Below are 15,531 nucleotides of genomic sequence, written 5' to 3' on the forward strand. Positions count from 1 at the left end.
CTTGCCAAGCTATGCTCAGCAGTCTATCTTATTTTGCCCGTTCTACGATTTCAACTACGCGCCAGCATTTATCCTTGGACAGGGGCCGGGTCTGGGCGATCTTTACGATATCGCCAGTATGAGCGTCGTTGTTTTCGTCATGAGCCTTCAGTTTAATGGTATGCATTACGCCTTTTTTGTAAAGAGGGTGTTGAACCAGACGTTCAATAGCGACCACAACGGTTTTCTGCATTTTGTCGCTTACGACTTTACCAGTACGCGTAACACGCAAGTTTCTCTCTTCAGCCACGGAATGTATCCTCCTTCGCTTAGGGTATAACCCGGATTAAGCGTTCACTTCGCGTTCCCGCTGGATCGTTTTGATCTGGGCAATGGATTTCTTGACTTCTCTGATTTTCATCGGATTGTCCAGTTGTCCGGTTGCCATTTGAAAACGCAAATTAAAAAGTTCATCTTTTAAGCCTGCCAGCTTCGTTTCCAGCTCTTCAACAGACATTTCTCTGATTTCGTTAGTTTTCATTAAGCTTCACCACCTACTCCATTTTCACGCGCGGTGACTTCGGCATCCAGCTGTTCCTTCGTTACGAAGCGGGTCTTGATCGGCAGCTTGTTGCCGGCCAGACGCATGGCTTCCTTGGCGATTTCTTCAGTAACGCCTGCCATTTCGAACAGAACACGGCCGGGTTTAACCACGGCAACCCAGTATTCGGGAGAACCTTTACCACTACCCATACGGCTGCCAGCAGCTTTGGCAGTTACAGGTTTGTCAGGGAAAATCTGGATCCATACCTGACCGCCACGTTTGATGTAACGGGTCATGGCGATACGGGCAGCTTCAATCTGCCGGTTGGTGATCCAGGACGGTTCCAGAGCCACCAGGCCGAACTGGCCATGAGCCACTCTGTTGCCCCGCATTGCACGGCCTTTCATACGGCCTCTATGCTGTTTACGATGCTGTACTCTCTTCGGTAATAACATTATTTCGCCCCTCCTTCTTGCGCTTCAGGAGCTTCCTTCTTCACAGCCTTGGTCGGCAGGACTTCGCCTTTGTAGATCCATACCTTGATGCCGATACGGCCATAAGTGGTATGAGCTTCAGCGGTTCCATAGTCGATGTTGGCCCGCAGGGTGTGCAGAGGAATGCTGCCATCACGATAGCTTTCGGTACGGGCGATTTCAGCTCCGCCCAGACGGCCGGCACACTGGATCTTGATCCCTTTGGCGCCCAGACGCATGGTACGGCCCACGCACTGTTTCATGGCACGGCGGAAAGCGATCCGGCGTTCCAGCTGGGAAGCCACGTTTTCAGCAACCAGGGTGGCATCCATATCGGGTTGTTTTACCTCGATGATGTTGATGTCCAGTTTGCTGTCGGTCATTTTGGCCAGGTCTTTTTTCAGCAGTTCGATGTTGCTGCCCTGACGGCCGATCACGATACCAGGTTTTGCGGTGTAGATGCTGATGCGCATCTTCTGTTCCGTTCTTTCGATGGTAACCCGAGAGATACCAGCCTGGAATTGTTTATCTTTAATGAAATCACGAATCTTGATGTCTTCCAACAGATTCTTTTGATAGTCTTTGTCGGCGAACCATTTGGAATCCCAATCAGCGATTACGCCCACTCTGAAACCATGTGGATTAACTTTTTGACCCACTATTCATTCCCTCCTTCTGTCAGGATGATTATTTTTCGGAAACAGCCACAGTGACATGGCTGGAACGTTTCAGGATCTTGAAGGCCTGTCCACGGGACCGCGGATGGATTCTCTTCATGGTGGGACCCTGGTCAACGAAAGCGTTGGAAACGACCAGTTTGTCAACGTTCATGTCAAAATTGTGTTCAGCGTTCGCAACAGCGGAGCGAAGAACTTTTTCAATAACCTCAGAACCAACTTTCGGGGTGAACTTGAGGATTGCAAAGGCTTCGTTCACAGACTTGCCCCGGATCAGGTTGATCACGATGCGCAGTTTGCGAGGTGCGATACGGATGTATTTGGCAACAGCTTTAGCTTCTTGCATCTATTTATATCCTCCTTCCCCTGATTATTTCACGGCAGCAGCTTTATCGCCATGGCCCTTGAACAGACGGGTGGGAGCGAATTCGCCTAATTTATGGCCGACCATATCTTCGGTGATATACACAGGCACATGTTTGCGGCCATCATGGACAGCAATGGTGTGACCCAGGAAATCAGGGAGAATCGTGGAGCTGCGGGACCAAGTCTTGACGACTTTCTTTTCCTGAGCAGCGTTCAGCGCTTCGATTTTTTTCAGCAGACTAGCTTGGACATAAGGTCCTTTTTTAACGGATCTGGACACTCTGTATGCCTCCTTTCAACAAACTCTATTATTTCGTTCTGCGTTTCAGAATCAGTTTGGAAGATGCTTTCTTGTTCTTCCGGGTCCGGGTACCAAAAGCACTCTTGCCCCAAGGAGTAACAGGACGCTTACGACCAACAGGGGAGTGACCTTCACCGCCGCCATGAGGATGGTCGTTCGGGTTCATTGCCACACCGCGGTTGGCAGGACGGACACCCAGCCAACGGGACCGGCCGGCTTTACCCAGAGTCAGGTTTTCATGATCCAGATTGCCGATCTGACCGATGGTGGCACGGCAGTTGATGTGTACCTGGCGCAGTTCACCGGAAGGCATACGCAGCAGAGCATAGCTGCCTTCTTTGGCCATCAGCTGGATGGCAGCACCGGCGCTCCGGCCCATCTGGCCGCCTTTGCCGATCTTCAGTTCCACATTGTGGACCATGGTACCCAGAGGGATGTTCAGCAGAGGCAGAGCGTTGCCCACTTTGATATCAGCTTCGGGACCGCTGACAACAACGTCGCCCACCTTCAGGCCCTGAGGAGCCAGGATGTAGCGTTTTTCACCGTCAGCATAGTTCAGCAGAGCAATGTTGGCGCTGCGGTTGGGATCATATTCGATGGTCGCAACTTTTGCAGGGATGTTGTCTTTATTCCGTTTGAAATCGATGATACGATACTGTCTTTTGTGACCGCCGCCCTGATGACGAACCGTCATTTTACCGGTGTTGTTGCGGCCGGCATGCTGGTTCAGTTTAACAACTAAAGGGCGATGGGGCTTGTCCGTAGTGATCTCTTCAAAGGTGGACACAGTCATGCTGCGTCTGGAAGGAGAATACGGATTAAAGCTTTTAATAGCCATTGTTTGACCTCCTTAGACGAATTACATTCCTTCGAAGAGCGGAATTGTATTACCTTCAGCCAGTTTTACAATTGCTTTCTTGTAATCGGAACGCTTGCCTTCATATTTGCCCATACGCTTGGTTTTGCCCAGAACGCGGATGGTATTGACATTCACAACCTTCACATTGAAGATGGCTTCAATGGCCTGGCGGATTTCAGTCTTGTTTGCGCCCATTGCCACCTGGAAAGTGTATTTGTTGTCCTTCATCATGTCAGAAGTCTTTTCGGTCACAATGGGTCTGATGATAATGTCGCGAGGATTGGCAGCCATTATGCGAGCACCTCCTCAATTCTTGCTACGGCATCTTTAGCCAGCAGTACTTTTTCCGCATTCAGGATATCGTAAACGTTCAGGCAGTCGTTGGACAGGGCCTTTACCTTTTCGATGTTGCGGGAAGATTTTTCTACGTTTTCGTTTTCCCCGTCAGTGATGATCAGGGCTTTTTTGTCAGCGGCTTCAAAACCAGTCAGCATGGCAACAGCATCTTTGGTCTTGGGAGCATCGAAGGTCAGGTTGTCCACCACGACCAGTGCACCTTCTGCCACTTTCGCGCTCAGTGCGCAGCGGATTGCCAGACGGCGTGCTTTCCGGGGCATATCTTTGGCATGGCTCCGGGGAGCAGGACCGAAGACGGTACCACCGCCTACCCACAGAGGAGAACGGACGGAACCGGCACGAGCCCGGCCAGTACCTTTCTGTTTCCAGGGTTTTCTGCCACCGCCCCGTACCATACCGCGGGTCTTGGTTGCATGAGTGCCCTGACGTTCGTTGGCTTGCTGCATCACTACAGCCTGATGAACAACGGCTTCGTTGAATTCTACGCCAAAGACGTAATCCATCAATTCTATTTCTTCACCGGTCTGTTTGCCGGTGATATCGTAAACTGCTACTTTCGGCATTGAAACGCCCTCCTTTCGTTAAACCTTATTTTTGTTCTGCTTTCACGACATCGGGACGAACCGTGTCTCTCAGCAGCAGGAAGGTACCAGCGGCACCAGGTACAGAACCTTTCACCATAATCAGGTTGCGGTCCTTGTCCACTTTTGCGATCGTCAAGCGCTGCACAGTTGCGCTGATTCCACCCATACGGCCAGGCAGTTTCTTGCCTTTGATCACGCGGCCGCCAGGACCGGAATGCATAGGACCATTGGAACCGGGTTCACGATGAGATTTGGAACCGTGTTTCATAGGCCCGCGAGCGAAGTTGTGGCGTTTGATCGTACCAGCGAACCCTTTACCGCGGGAAACGCCGACAGCGTCAACCAGATCGCCGGCTGCGAAAATGTCAGCAGCAATCTTGTCACCGACTTTATATTCAGAAGGAGCGTCCAGACGAACTTCACGGACAACCTTTACAGGAGCCACGCCAGCTTTGTCAAAGAAGCCCTTCATGGGTTTGTTGACTTGTTTTTCTTTGATATCCCCAAAACCCAGCTGAACAGCATTGTAACCGTCTTTTTCTTCCGTTTTGTTCTGCAGTACGACGCAGGGACCCGCTTCAACAACCGTTACGGGAACCAAAGTACCGTCAGCTTCAAAAATTTGGGTCATACCTAATTTCTTGCCTAAGATTCCTTTAGCCATCATCGCACCTCCTTACGCTTTGATCTCGATATCTACACCAGCAGGAAGATCCAAGCGAGTCAGTGCATCGATCGTCTTAGCTGTAGGTTCCAGGATGTCAACCAGTCTCTTGTGGGTCCGCATTTCGAACTGTTCACGAGAGTCTTTGTTCACATGAGGGGAACGCAGAATCGTATAGATGTTTTTTTCCGTAGGCAGGGGAATCGGGCCGGATACCTGAGCACCGGTACGTTTCGCCGTTTCTACGATTTTGGAAGCACTCTGATCCAGTGCTTTGTAGTCATACGCTTTCAGGCGTATACGGATTTTTTGAGTCTTTGCCATTGTTTTTAATTCCTCCATTCGCCACGTTTCCAAGAACGGACATACTCAGCAGAAGTTCCCTTCTTTGCCAGCGGGCCAGAAGCCATCTTCTGCCTCATCGCGGGCCCTGTAAAGCATAAGAATATGAGGGGCTTTGGCCAAGCCCCTCATATGGGCTTTCTTTAGATTGAATCGAAAGGATTAGCCTTCGATTTCGGTAACAACACCGGCGCCAACGGTATGGCCGCCTTCGCGGATAGCGAAACGCAGACCTTGTTCGATAGCGATCGGGGTGATCAGTTCAACATCCATCACCACGTTGTCCCCAGGCATAACCATTTCGGTGCCTTCAGGCAGGTGAGCAACACCGGTAACGTCGGTGGTACGGAAGTAGAACTGCGGACGGTAGCCGTTGAAGAACGGAGTATGACGGCCGCCTTCTTCTTTGGTCAGTACGTAAACCTGGCCTTTGAATTTGGTATGAGGATGGATGGTGCCCGGTTTGGCCAGTACCTGACCTCTTTCGATTTCGGTACGGTCGATACCACGCAGCAGGCAGCCGATGTTGTCGCCGGCTTCAGCCTGATCCAGGGTCTTCCGGAACATTTCCAGACCGGTGGCTACGGACTGTTTCTTTTCTTCGGACAGGCCGACGATTTCAACAGTGTCGCCAACTTTGATCACGCCACGTTCCACACGGCCGGTAGCTACGGTACCACGGCCGGTGATGGTGAACACGTCTTCGATAGGCATCAGGAACGGTTTGGCCAGATCGTGTTCCGGAGTGGGGATGTATTCGTCAACAGCCTTCATCAGTTTCCGGATGTTGTCTTCCTGTTCCTTGTCCCCTTCCAGGGCTTTCAGAGCGGAGCCAACAACGATGGGAATATCATCTCCGGGATAGCCGTACTGGCTCAGCAGGTCACGGACTTCCATTTCAACCAGTTCGATCAGTTCGGGATCGTCAACCTGGTCGGATTTGTTCAGGAACACAACGATGGCAGGAACGCCAACCTGGCGGGCCAGCAGGATGTGTTCACGGGTCTGAGGCATGGGGCCGTCAGCAGCGGAAACAACCAGGATGGCACCGTCCATCTGAGCAGCACCGGTGATCATGTTCTTTACATAGTCAGCGTGCCCCGGGCAGTCAACGTGTGCATAGTGTCTGGTTTCGGTTTCATATTCAACGTGGGCAGTGTTGATGGTGATACCACGTTCTCTTTCTTCCGGAGCCTTATCGATATCGGCATAAGCTTCGAAAGTGGCTTTGCAGCCCGGAGTTTCGGACAGGACTTTGGTGATAGCCGCAGTCAGAGTGGTCTTGCCGTGATCGACGTGACCAATGGTACCAATGTTAACATGGGGTTTGGTTCTTTCAAATTTCTCTTTAGCCATTGTTAATATCCTCCTAGTGATGCCAGGACCTTAGTCCTGTGCGGTCCCCTTATTTTTAGCAACGATCGCTTCCGCGATGTTCTTGGGAACTTCTTCGTAATGGTCTACTTCCATGGAGTAGTTGCCGCGGCCCTGGGTCTTGGAACGCAGGTCCGTTGCATACCCGAACATTTCGGACAGGGGAACATAAGCCGTGATAACCTGTGCACCGCTTCTTGCTTCCATGCCTTCGATGCGGCCCCGGCGGGAGTTCAGGTCGCCGATAACGTCGCCCATGTACTCTTCGGGGATGGTGACTTCCACTTTCATGTACGGTTCCAGCAGAACAGGGTTGGCTTTCAGAGCACCGCTCTTGAAGCCCATGGAACCGGCAATCTTAAATGCCATTTCAGAGGAGTCGACTTCGTGGTAGGAGCCGTCGAATACGGTAACAGCGATATCCACCATGGGATACCCGGCGATGACACCGTTTTCCATAGCTTCCTTGACACCGGCTTCAACAGGAGCGATGTATTCTTTGGGAATGGCACCGCCAACGATCTTGTTTTCGAACTTGAAGCCTTCGCCCGGCTGCAGCGGAGTCAGTTTCAGCCAGCAATCGCCGTACTGCCCTTTACCACCGGACTGCCGTACGAATTTACCCTGGCTTTCCACTTCCTTGCGGATGGTTTCTCTGTAAGCTACCTGCGGGTTGCCCACGGTGCAGTCTACATGGAATTCTCTCTTCAGCCGGTCAACAATGATGTCCAGGTGAAGTTCACCCATCCCGGAGATGATGGTCTGGGAAGATTCCGGATCCGTGCGCACACGGAAGGTGGGGTCTTCTTCAGCCAGCTTGCCCAGGGCAATGCCCATTTTTTCCTGGTCAGCCTTGGTTTTGGGTTCGATGGCCACGGAAATAACCGGTTCAGGGAACACCATGGATTCCAGGATGATGGGGGCTTTATCGTCGCACAGGGTATCACCGGTGCCGGTGTCTTTCAGACCAACGGCTGCCGCGATGTCCCCGGCAAATACTTCGTCGATTTCCGTTCTGTGGTTGGAGTGCATCCGCAGGATACGGCCGATCCGTTCTCTCTTGTCTTTGTTGGAGTTATAGACATAGGAGCCGGCGGTCAGGGTACCAGAGTACACTCTGAAGAATGCCAGACGGCCTACATAGGGGTCAGTGGCAATCTTGAAGGCCAGAGCCGCGAAGGGAGCCTTGTCATCGGAAGGCCGTTCTTCTTCTTCCCCGGTTTCCGGGTTGGTCCCTTTGATGGCGGGAACATCCAGAGGAGACGGCATGTAGTCGATGATGGCATCCAGCAGCGGCTGTACGCCTTTGTTCTTGTAGGAAGAACCGCAGGTCACAGGGAAGAGCTTGCACTGGCAGGTCATCTTCCGGATGGCGGCCTTGATTTCTTCTTCCGTCAGGTCTTCGCCTTCCAGATATTTTTCCATCAGATCGTCATCGCTTTCTGCAACGGCTTCCAGCAGGATCTGACGGTATTTCTGGGCTTCTTCCACGTATTCTTCAGGGATGGGTTCGAATTCTTCATCCTTGCCCAGTTTGTCCCCGTAAATAACGGCCTGCATCTTCACCAGGTCGATCAGACCCACGAAGCTGTCTTCAGCGCCCATGGGAACCTGGATGGCAACCGCATTGGCACCCAGACGGTCTTTCATCATCTGGATTACGTTGAAGAAGTCGGCCCCGGTGGTGTCCATTTTGTTCACATAAGCGATACGGGGAACATTGTATTCTTCCGCCTGACGCCATACGGTTTCGGACTGGGGTTCAACACCGCCCTTGGCGCTGAATACAGCCACAGAGCCATCCAGTACACGCAGGGAACGTTCTACTTCAACGGTGAAGTCAACGTGGCCCGGGGTGTCGATGATGTTAATGGAATGGCCTTTCCAATGGCAGGTCGTAGCAGCGGAAGTAATCGTAATACCACGTTCTTGTTCCTGTACCATCCAGTCCATGGTGGCAGCCCCATCATGAACTTCACCGATCTTGTGAGTCTTGCCGGTGTAGAACAGGATACGTTCCGTGGTCGTAGTTTTACCGGCATCGATGTGAGCCATGATACCGATGTTTCTGATTTTATCTAAGGGAAACTCTCTACCCACGAATTACTCCTCCTTAAGGAATCTTACCAACGATAATGAGCAAAAGCTCTGTTTGCTTCAGCCATCTTGTGCGTGTCTTCCCGTTTCTTCACGGAAGCACCGGTGTTGTTGGCGGCATCCATCAGTTCGCCGGCAACCCGTTCGCACATGGTCTTTTCACCGCGCAGGCGGGAATAGTTGACCAGCCACCGGATCCCCAGGGTGGTTTTCCGGTCAGCTCTGACTTCCACAGGAACCTGGTAGTTGGCACCGCCCACCCGGCGTGCTTTGACTTCCAGGACAGGCATTACGTTCTTCATGGCAGCGTCGAACACTTCCATGGGATCCTTTCCGGTCTTGGAATGGATCAGATCGAATGCGTCATATACGATACGCTCAGCAACACCTTTTTTGCCGTCGAGCATAATCTTGTTGATGAATCTGGTTAACAGTTTGGAACCATATACTGGATCCGGTAATACGTCTCTTTTGGTTACAGGACCTTTTCTCGGCATCTGTATTTCCTCCTTCGTTATTGTCTCATTCTACAGCGGCAGCTGATTATTTCTTGGCTGCTTTCGGGCGTTTGGCACCGTATTTGGAACGGCCCTGGTTGCGGTCAGCAACACCGGCGGTATCCAATGCGCCGCGAATGATGTGATAACGAACACCGGGAAGATCCTTGACTCTTCCGCCTCTGATCAGAACAACACTGTGTTCCTGCAGGTTATGGCCAATACCAGGAATGTAAGCGGTAACTTCAATACCATTGGTCAGACGGACACGAGCAACCTTCCGCAGAGCAGAGTTAGGTTTCTTCGGAGTGGTGGTGTACACTCTCGTGCAGACACCGCGTTTTTGCGGTGAATTTTTCAATGCTGGCGCCGTGGATTTTTGAGTAATGACTTGTCTACCTTTACGAACCAATTGGTTGATTGTAGGCATTCCGGCACCTCCTTTCTCGAGAATAAGATTTAATGAGTATGAAAACCTGCCGTTTCCGGCAGATTCTACCGGGTTTTGAGCACAGCGGCGACGGATGCACCCACATGGATGCCGCAGGTCTTTCCCAGCTCAGCCATGGTCTCCACGGTTTCCACCGGAACACTCTTGGCTTCGCACAGGTCCTTGACAGGCCCCGTCACGTGTTCATCCGCATCCCGGGCAATCATGACCCCTGCGGCCTGATCCCGGGCAATGGCCTTTTGGGACTGCTTCACACCGACTACAACCGGCGAACCGTTCTTTACGTCTGCGAGAAACATTTCACACCTCCAAAAGACATACTACCCTCTGTGACACTGTGGTATTGTAACATTACTGACACCGGATGTCAATATTTTTTAGGGATTTTTTTCTGTTTTAGCCCACATTTTATGCGCTTCTTTCTTTACACAGTTCCTGGTGTTTCTTTTTCTGTAAACCGGGGCAAAAATCCTCGCTTTCCGGACACTGGTACTGCAGTAAAGCAGGAAAGTTTTCTCGTTTTTGCCGTCAATTCCACAAAGAAACCGGTAAATTTTATACAGAAGTTCACAATCTTTTTACAAATAAAAATGGAACCCGCGGGAAGCGGGTTCCTTCCATCGGCCGCTGCCAGTTGACAGCTGACCGTTGACGTTCTTTTATCTCTTGTACCCCGGGGTATTGCTGATCAGGGCGATGAACACCAGATCCTCTTTCCCCGTGTTCAGCAGGCCATGGGTGCCTCCGTCGGCACAGAAAGTCACGTCTCCGGCCTTCACGGCCACTTTTTTGTCTTCGTCCGTGTATTCCCCTTCCCCTTTCAGCAGGTAATAGGTTTCGTTGTTCCCCAGATGCTGGTGGACGGGAACGGCACAGCCCGGATGCAGGGTAATCCGGGCGAACAGGTCGTTGGTCCCCTGGAACAGGGCCGGATCCACCAGGATTTCCTTTTCGATGGTCCCGGTTCCCGGATTGGTGACCACCTGTTTTGCTTTTTCCGTAAATACTGCCATAAGAATCTCCTCCTTCACGTTTCCTGCCTGTATTATAAGCCCGGTGGACGGATTCCTCAACGGCCGGACCGGCGCTTGTCCCGGACCATCTTCTTGCTGGTCTTGTACACCTTGGCCAGGCCGGATACCAGCAGGATCCCCATGGCGATGGCGGTGGCGTCCAGGGCCGCGGATACAAAAGTGTGCATCCCCAGGCTGTAGGCATTGAGCATGGTGTAGTTCATGGCCCGGTACAGGGGCAGTCCGGGCACCAGGGGGATGATCCCCGGAATGGAAAAAATGGGCACCGGCTGCCGGTACCACCGGGCAAAGATCTCACTGCAGATGGAGAGGGCCACCGTCCCGGCAAAGTTGCTGAGCATGGAACTGAGCCCGAAGCCGCTCAGCAGGATGATGTACACCCCGAAGCCCACCATGCCCACGAAGCCCGCCTTGTACAGACAGCTTTCCGGACATTTGAACAGTTTGCCGAAAGCCACGGTGGCAAAGAACGAAAATACGGTTTTGATGAAAATGGTTGCTGCCAGCGGCATAGGCCCCTCCTACAAGTACAGAATGCCCAGGACGGTGGCAATGCCGATGGCCACCCCGCCCACCAGGAAAATGGCTTCCCCGGCCCGGCAGGTGCCGCTGAGCAGATCTCCGGCCATGAAATCCCGGATCCCGTTGGTAAAGGCCATCCCCGGCAGGTAGGGCATCACGCCCCCGGCAATGGCCAGTTCCATCACCAGGTCCGGACAGGCCATCCGGAACAGCACCACGGTCAGACAGATGATGGCCCCGGCCATGGTGGTCTCCCAGAAACTGCTGGGCCGGAAGGGGGACACCGCCTTTACAAAGGCCATGGACAGCAGGGAGCCCAGAAGGGCCGCCAGGAATTCCAGAGGGCCTCCCCCCAGCACCACGGCAAAGAAAGCCCCGGCCAGGCCGGACCAGAAGATTTCCTCCCGGGCCGGACGGGGTTTCCGCATGGTCTTTTCCTCCAGGATGGCCATGGTGTCCTGGAAGCTCTTCCCCCAGGTGGGCATGTGGAAGCTCATGTCGTTCACTTCGCTGATGAGGGTCAGGTCCGTGCCCCGGTGGGTCACCCGGTACATCAGGCTGGCCCCTTCCATGGTCTCCTCCCCGATCATGATCAGAGAGGGGGTGCAGAAGGCCGCAATGGTGGTCATACCCCCCTCCCGGCAGATCCGCAGCATGGTGTCCTCCACCCGGTAGGTCTCCGCCCCGCTGACCAGGAGGATCTTCCCGGCGGTCAGGGCGATTTTCAGCACCTGTTCCTTGCTCATGGATGCTAAGGTACTCTTCGCCATAATTTCACCTCTATTGGGCAAACAGCGCCGCCACAGCTGCCCGGAACCGGTTGGCCCCGCCCATGGAGGGATGGGGCACCGCCGCACAGGGCACCCCGTATTTTTCCAGGGTGCCGGCGCTTTTCCGGCCGATGGCGATGACCCGGAGGCCGGGGACCAGCCCCAGCAGCATCCGGGCATAGACGATTCCCTGATCCAGTTCCGGCCCGGTGGGGGTCCGGTTGGTCAGGATGCCGGAAGGTTTGTAGGGATGGAAGGGAAAGATGTTCCACAGGATGGTCTGGAAGGGTGCCAGCCCCTGGTTGGCCAGTTCTCCCCACACAATGGTGGCAGTGGGCTCGTTGAACCCCTCTTCCCGCTGTTTCCGGTTCAGCAGGGGACTGTCCGGATTGCTGGTCCGCCGGTAGTCCCAGCCTTCCCCCAGCACCACTTCCGGCCGCACCGTGGGATGATGCCCCAGCAGGATCCGTTCGCTGGTCATGGCCATGCCGGAAAAATGCCCCCCCTGGTACCCCAGGCCTTCGGCGATGAACAGGAACCGGGCCTTTTGCCGCAGTTCCAGGTACCGGCGGAAATTGGCCGCCCGGATCACCGGGGCTTCCGGTCCGATGTCGCAGGAGGGGTCGTATTCCCTCCAGGGATTGAAGCAGCCGTCCCCCTGGAACTGCTGCAGTGCATGCAGAAATTCGTTGATGGTCATTCCAGTGACTCCATGAGCTTTTCCCATTTGTCCATGAGCCCGTCCAGGATCTTTTCCTGTTCCGCGTACTCCTCCGCCAGCCTGGTGCTGGTTTCCAGGTCCTGCTGGTTGGCCGGGTCGGCGATCCGGTCACTGAGCACCTTCTGGAGGGCTTCATATTCCCGGATCTTCAGTTCCACCTGGGGCAGCAGCTTCTGGGCTTCCGCCGGGCTGTAGGGCTTTTTCTCCGTTTTCTTTTCCGTTTTGGCAGCTTCCGGCGCCGTTTTTTCCGGGGCCGGCTTTGCCGCCTTCTTCTCCTCTTTCCGGGGCGCCGCCGGAGCATCAGCCCCTTCCCGGGCCCGGTTCTTGTCCCGCTCCTCCAGATAGAAGTCGTAGTTGCCTTTGTAATCGGTTACATGGCCGTTTTCCACCGCCCAGATCCGGCCGGCCACCTCGTTCACCAGGTACCGGTCGTGGCTCACCAGGAGCACGGTGCCGTCAAAGGTCTCCAGGGCCGCTTCCACCGCTTCCTTGGCGGCGATGTCCAGATGGTTGGTGGGTTCGTCCAGGAGCAGGCAGTTGGCCCCGTCCAGCACCAGTTTCAGCAGCACCAGCCGGGCCTTCTGGCCCCCGGAGAGGGTCCCGATCACTTTGAACACGTCCTCCCCGTGGAACATCATGCTCCCCAGGAGCCGGCGGGTCTGTTCATCGGTCATGCCGTATTCCGTCAGGAAGTTTTCCATGATGGTCTGTTTTTCGTCCAGCCGTTCATAGCTCTGGGAAAAATAGCCGATCTTCACCCGGTTCCCGATCCGGGCCTCCCCTTTCAGAGGGGGCAGTTCCTGGAGGATGGTCTTCAGCAGGGTGGATTTCCCGCAGCCGTTGGGACCGATGATGGCCACCTTCTCCCCCCGGCGCAGGGTCAGATCCACATCCTGGAGCAGCCGGTGCTGGGGATACCCCACATCCAGATGTTCCAGCATGATCACCTTTTCCGCACATTCCGCCGCAGGGGGCAGCCGCAGCTCAAATTCCTCCTCCTGCACCGGTGCGTCGATCCGCTCCAGCCGGTCCAGCTGGGACTGGCGTCCCCGGGCCATCTTGCTCTTGATCCCCGCCTTGAACCGGCGGATGTAGGCTTCCTGCCGGGCGATGTATTCCTGCTGGGCCTCGTAGGCCCGGGTCTGGGTCAGCACCTGGATTTCCTTCTGTTCCAGGTACCGGGAATAATTCCCCTTGAACCGGTGGATGGTGCCCCCTTCCATTTCCAGGATCTCTTCCACCACATTGTCCAGGAAGGCCCGGTCATGGGAAATCACCAGCACGCCCCCCCGGAATTCCCGGAGGTATTTTTCCAGCCATTCGCTCATGACGATATCCAGATGGTTGGTGGGTTCGTCCAGGATCAAAAGGTCCGGAGAATTCACCAGGGCCGCCGCCAGCTGGAGACGGGTCTTCTGTCCCCCGGAGAGCTTGTCCGCACGCCACTGCCAGGTGTCTTCCGGATACCCCAGCCCCAGCAGCACCCGCTTGATGTTGCTTTCGTAATGGTACCCGTCCAGATGGGCATACCGGCTTTCCGTCCGGGCATACTGGTCCAGGATCCCCTGGAGTTCCTCTCCCTGAGCCCGGCCGCTGGCTTCCTCCAGCCGGCGCATCTTCTCCCGCAGGTCCAGGATATCCGGACAGGCGTGTTCCATGAATTCCCGGACCGTTTCCTCCCGGAAATCATCGAATCCCTGTTCCACATAACCCAGACGCAGTTCCCCGGCAAACTTCACCGACCCTCCGTCGGCAAAATCCGGGTTCAGCAGACACCGGAGCAGGGTGGTCTTGCCGCTGCCGTTTACCCCCACTAAGCCCACTTTCTCCCCCTGCCGGAGAGTAAAACTCACATTCTGAAAAATATCGTGGACGCCGAAACTTTTTTTCAGGCCGTCCACGGTCAGCAAAATATCCATACAGCTTATTTCTCGTATCCTTTGGGATGCCCTTCATGCCACCGCCAGGCAGTTTCCACGATTTCCTCGATCTGGCTGTGGCGGGGCTCCCAATGGAGCTCCTTCTTGATTTTTTCCGAAGAGGCGATCAGTTTCGCCGGATCCCCGGCCCGCCGTGCCTCTTCCTTCACGGTAAAGTTCCGGCCGGTGACCGTCTTCACCGCATCGATGATTTCCCGGACGGAGAAGCCGTTTTCCGTCCCCAGATTGTAGGTCCGGCAGCCGCCTCCGTTCCGGAGATGGTCCATGGCCAGTACATGGGCGCTGGCCAGATCCTTCACATGGATGTAGTCCCGGAGACAGGTGCCGTCCGGAGTGGGATAGTCCGTCCCGAAAATGGACACACTTTCCCGCTGGCCCAGGGCCGCCTGGATGATCAGGGGGATCAGATGGGTCTCCGGCCGGTGATTCTCCCCGATGTTCCCCAGAAGGGACGCACCAGCCGCGTTGAAGTACCGCAGGGCCACATAGCGCAGACCATAGGCGTGGCTGTAGTCCTCCATCATCTTTTCGATCATCAGCTTGGTCCGGCCGTATACATTGGTGGGCTGGAGAGGCATGTCTTCCGTAATGGGCACCCGGTCCGGTTCCCCGTACACCGCGGCGGTGGAGGAGAACACCAGCTGTTCCACCCCGGCTTCCCGCATGGCATCCAGCAGGCCCAGGGTCCCTGCCACATTGTTGTAGTAGTATTTCCCCGGGTTCACCATGGATTCTCCCACCTGGCTGCTGGCGGCGAAATGGAGCACCCCGTCGATTTCATATTCTCCCAGGATATGCTTCAGGAAATTGAAATCGTGGATATCCCCTTCGATGAGCTGGACCTTGTCCGACACCGCATCCACGTGGCCAGTGCTGAAATTGTCATAAACGATGGGGGTATACCCGTTGGCCGTCAGTTCTTCCACCACATGGGAGCCGATATAGCCGGCTCCCCCTGTTACCAGTACATTCATCCGTT

Annotated in this window: 22 protein-coding genes; all 22 read right to left on the bottom strand. The window is 54.6% G+C overall.

Translation table 11 applies throughout. From position 1 onward, the window contains the following. Nucleotides 1-28: 28 nt before the first annotated feature. The 22 genes from rpsQ to galE all read right to left on the bottom strand — a co-directional run bounded on the left by rpsQ (nucleotide 29) and on the right by galE (nucleotide 15,526). Nucleotides 29-289, bottom strand: coding sequence for a 30S ribosomal protein S17 (rpsQ, locus tag ACFER_RS09835; protein ID WP_012939253.1), 261 nt, complete (start codon nucleotides 287-289; stop codon nucleotides 29-31). A 36-nt stretch (nucleotides 290-325) separates the two neighbouring features. Beyond that, entirely contained in the window at nucleotides 326-520 is a 195-nt protein-coding gene (gene rpmC / locus ACFER_RS09840; protein WP_012939254.1) for a 50S ribosomal protein L29, read from the bottom strand. Then, nucleotides 520-978, bottom strand: coding sequence for a 50S ribosomal protein L16 (rplP, locus tag ACFER_RS09845; RefSeq protein WP_012939255.1), 459 nt, complete (start codon nucleotides 976-978; stop codon nucleotides 520-522). The genes rpmC and rplP overlap by 1 nt, the downstream gene beginning before the upstream one ends. Beyond that, nucleotides 978-1,655, bottom strand: coding sequence for a 30S ribosomal protein S3 (rpsC, locus tag ACFER_RS09850; RefSeq protein WP_012939256.1), 678 nt, complete (start codon nucleotides 1,653-1,655; stop codon nucleotides 978-980). The genes rplP and rpsC overlap by 1 nt, the downstream gene beginning before the upstream one ends. 28 nt (nucleotides 1,656-1,683) lie before the next feature. Continuing rightward, complete coding sequence (gene rplV / locus ACFER_RS09855; protein ID WP_012939257.1) at nucleotides 1,684-2,019, bottom strand: 50S ribosomal protein L22; 336 nt, start codon at nucleotides 2,017-2,019, stop codon at nucleotides 1,684-1,686. A gap of 24 nt (nucleotides 2,020-2,043) precedes the next feature. Next, on the bottom strand, nucleotides 2,044-2,319 hold the full coding sequence (rpsS, locus tag ACFER_RS09860) for a 30S ribosomal protein S19 (protein ID WP_012939258.1): 276 nt from the start codon (nucleotides 2,317-2,319) through the stop codon (nucleotides 2,044-2,046). A gap of 28 nt (nucleotides 2,320-2,347) precedes the next feature. Then, nucleotides 2,348-3,178 carry a 50S ribosomal protein L2 gene (gene rplB, locus ACFER_RS09865; RefSeq protein ID WP_012939259.1) on the bottom strand — a complete coding sequence of 277 codons (831 nt, stop codon included), beginning with the start codon at nucleotides 3,176-3,178 and terminating at the stop codon, nucleotides 2,348-2,350. 21 nt (nucleotides 3,179-3,199) lie between these two features. Beyond that, nucleotides 3,200-3,490: a 50S ribosomal protein L23 gene (gene rplW / locus ACFER_RS09870; protein ID WP_012939260.1), complete on the bottom strand. Its 291-nt coding sequence runs from the start codon at nucleotides 3,488-3,490 to the stop codon at nucleotides 3,200-3,202. Further along, nucleotides 3,490-4,119, bottom strand: a complete 630-nt coding sequence (gene rplD / locus ACFER_RS09875) for a 50S ribosomal protein L4 (RefSeq protein ID WP_012939261.1) — start codon at nucleotides 4,117-4,119, stop codon at nucleotides 3,490-3,492. The genes rplW and rplD overlap by 1 nt, the downstream gene beginning before the upstream one ends. A 25-nt stretch (nucleotides 4,120-4,144) precedes the next feature. Then, on the bottom strand, nucleotides 4,145-4,804 hold the full coding sequence (gene rplC, locus ACFER_RS09880; RefSeq protein ID WP_012939262.1) for a 50S ribosomal protein L3: 660 nt from the start codon (nucleotides 4,802-4,804) through the stop codon (nucleotides 4,145-4,147). Between the two features lie 12 nt (nucleotides 4,805-4,816). Then, nucleotides 4,817-5,128 (bottom strand): 30S ribosomal protein S10, encoded by a 312-nt coding sequence (gene rpsJ / locus ACFER_RS09885; RefSeq protein ID WP_012939263.1) that lies wholly within the window; start codon nucleotides 5,126-5,128, stop codon nucleotides 4,817-4,819. 180 nt (nucleotides 5,129-5,308) lie between these two features. After that, the gene (gene tuf / locus ACFER_RS09890; protein ID WP_012937652.1) at nucleotides 5,309-6,502 is read right to left on the bottom strand and encodes an elongation factor Tu; all 1,194 of its coding nucleotides are present in this window, start codon (nucleotides 6,500-6,502) and stop codon (nucleotides 5,309-5,311) included. A 30-nt stretch (nucleotides 6,503-6,532) separates the two neighbouring features. Next, nucleotides 6,533-8,620 carry an elongation factor G gene (fusA, locus tag ACFER_RS09895; protein ID WP_012939264.1) on the bottom strand — a complete coding sequence of 696 codons (2,088 nt, stop codon included), beginning with the start codon at nucleotides 8,618-8,620 and terminating at the stop codon, nucleotides 6,533-6,535. 23 nt (nucleotides 8,621-8,643) lie between these two features. Beyond that, nucleotides 8,644-9,114 carry a 30S ribosomal protein S7 gene (gene rpsG, locus ACFER_RS09900; RefSeq protein ID WP_012939265.1) on the bottom strand — a complete coding sequence of 157 codons (471 nt, stop codon included), beginning with the start codon at nucleotides 9,112-9,114 and terminating at the stop codon, nucleotides 8,644-8,646. Between the two features lie 46 nt (nucleotides 9,115-9,160). After that, nucleotides 9,161-9,544 carry a 30S ribosomal protein S12 gene (gene rpsL / locus ACFER_RS09905; protein WP_012939266.1) on the bottom strand — a complete coding sequence of 128 codons (384 nt, stop codon included), beginning with the start codon at nucleotides 9,542-9,544 and terminating at the stop codon, nucleotides 9,161-9,163. A 65-nt stretch (nucleotides 9,545-9,609) separates the two neighbouring features. After that, complete coding sequence (locus tag ACFER_RS09910) at nucleotides 9,610-9,864, bottom strand: L7Ae/L30e/S12e/Gadd45 family ribosomal protein (RefSeq protein WP_012939267.1); 255 nt, start codon at nucleotides 9,862-9,864, stop codon at nucleotides 9,610-9,612. A 360-nt stretch (nucleotides 9,865-10,224) separates the two neighbouring features. Beyond that, nucleotides 10,225-10,578, bottom strand: a complete 354-nt coding sequence (locus tag ACFER_RS09915; protein ID WP_012939268.1) for a cupin domain-containing protein — start codon at nucleotides 10,576-10,578, stop codon at nucleotides 10,225-10,227. Between the two features lie 56 nt (nucleotides 10,579-10,634). Further along, on the bottom strand, nucleotides 10,635-11,111 hold the full coding sequence (locus tag ACFER_RS09920) for a threonine/serine exporter family protein (protein ID WP_012939269.1): 477 nt from the start codon (nucleotides 11,109-11,111) through the stop codon (nucleotides 10,635-10,637). Between the two features lie 9 nt (nucleotides 11,112-11,120). After that, nucleotides 11,121-11,891 (bottom strand): threonine/serine exporter family protein, encoded by a 771-nt coding sequence (locus ACFER_RS09925; RefSeq protein WP_012939270.1) that lies wholly within the window; start codon nucleotides 11,889-11,891, stop codon nucleotides 11,121-11,123. Nucleotides 11,892-11,901: 10 nt separating this feature from the next. Beyond that, a complete protein-coding gene (locus tag ACFER_RS09930) occupies nucleotides 11,902-12,591 on the bottom strand; it encodes a uracil-DNA glycosylase (RefSeq protein ID WP_012939271.1) in 690 nt (229 codons plus the stop codon). Continuing rightward, nucleotides 12,588-14,531 (bottom strand): ABC transporter ATP-binding protein, encoded by a 1,944-nt coding sequence (locus ACFER_RS09935; RefSeq protein ID WP_012939272.1) that lies wholly within the window; start codon nucleotides 14,529-14,531, stop codon nucleotides 12,588-12,590. The genes ACFER_RS09930 and ACFER_RS09935 overlap by 4 nt, the downstream gene beginning before the upstream one ends. Before the next feature lie 5 nt (nucleotides 14,532-14,536). Next, on the bottom strand, nucleotides 14,537-15,526 hold the full coding sequence (gene galE / locus ACFER_RS09940) for a UDP-glucose 4-epimerase GalE (RefSeq protein ID WP_012939273.1): 990 nt from the start codon (nucleotides 15,524-15,526) through the stop codon (nucleotides 14,537-14,539). Nucleotides 15,527-15,531: the final 5 nt, after the last annotated feature.

The sequence above is a fragment of the Acidaminococcus fermentans DSM 20731 genome (genome assembly GCF_000025305.1).
Lineage (GTDB): Bacteria > Bacillota > Negativicutes > Acidaminococcales > Acidaminococcaceae > Acidaminococcus > Acidaminococcus fermentans.

Bases quoted from the DNA above. Each gene is read 5' to 3' on its own strand.
- rpmC (WP_012939254.1), bottom strand. From the start codon at position 520: ATGAAAACTAACGAAATCAGAGAAATGTCTGTTGAAGAGCTGGAAACG.
- rplP (WP_012939255.1), bottom strand. From the start codon at position 978: ATGTTATTACCGAAGAGAGTACAGCATCGTAAACAGCATAGAGGCCGT.
- rplV (WP_012939257.1), bottom strand. From the start codon at position 2,019: ATGCAAGAAGCTAAAGCTGTTGCCAAATACATCCGTATCGCACCTCGC.
- rplB (WP_012939259.1), bottom strand. From the start codon at position 3,178: ATGGCTATTAAAAGCTTTAATCCGTATTCTCCTTCCAGACGCAGCATG.
- rplW (WP_012939260.1), bottom strand. From the start codon at position 3,490: ATGGCTGCCAATCCTCGCGACATTATCATCAGACCCATTGTGACCGAA.
- rplD (WP_012939261.1), bottom strand. From the start codon at position 4,119: ATGCCGAAAGTAGCAGTTTACGATATCACCGGCAAACAGACCGGTGAA.
- rplC (WP_012939262.1), bottom strand. From the start codon at position 4,804: ATGGCTAAAGGAATCTTAGGCAAGAAATTAGGTATGACCCAAATTTTT.
- rpsJ (WP_012939263.1), bottom strand. From the start codon at position 5,128: ATGGCAAAGACTCAAAAAATCCGTATACGCCTGAAAGCGTATGACTAC.
- tuf (WP_012937652.1), bottom strand. From the start codon at position 6,502: ATGGCTAAAGAGAAATTTGAAAGAACCAAACCCCATGTTAACATTGGT.
- rpsG (WP_012939265.1), bottom strand. From the start codon at position 9,114: ATGCCGAGAAAAGGTCCTGTAACCAAAAGAGACGTATTACCGGATCCA.
- rpsL (WP_012939266.1), bottom strand. From the start codon at position 9,544: ATGCCTACAATCAACCAATTGGTTCGTAAAGGTAGACAAGTCATTACT.
- ACFER_RS09910 (WP_012939267.1), bottom strand. From the start codon at position 9,864: ATGTTTCTCGCAGACGTAAAGAACGGTTCGCCGGTTGTAGTCGGTGTG.
- ACFER_RS09915 (WP_012939268.1), bottom strand. From the start codon at position 10,578: ATGGCAGTATTTACGGAAAAAGCAAAACAGGTGGTCACCAATCCGGGA.
- ACFER_RS09920 (WP_012939269.1), bottom strand. From the start codon at position 11,111: ATGCCGCTGGCAGCAACCATTTTCATCAAAACCGTATTTTCGTTCTTT.
- ACFER_RS09925 (WP_012939270.1), bottom strand. From the start codon at position 11,891: ATGGCGAAGAGTACCTTAGCATCCATGAGCAAGGAACAGGTGCTGAAA.
- ACFER_RS09930 (WP_012939271.1), bottom strand. From the start codon at position 12,591: ATGACCATCAACGAATTTCTGCATGCACTGCAGCAGTTCCAGGGGGAC.
- ACFER_RS09935 (WP_012939272.1), bottom strand. From the start codon at position 14,531: ATGGATATTTTGCTGACCGTGGACGGCCTGAAAAAAAGTTTCGGCGTC.
- galE (WP_012939273.1), bottom strand. From the start codon at position 15,526: ATGAATGTACTGGTAACAGGGGGAGCCGGCTATATCGGCTCCCATGTG.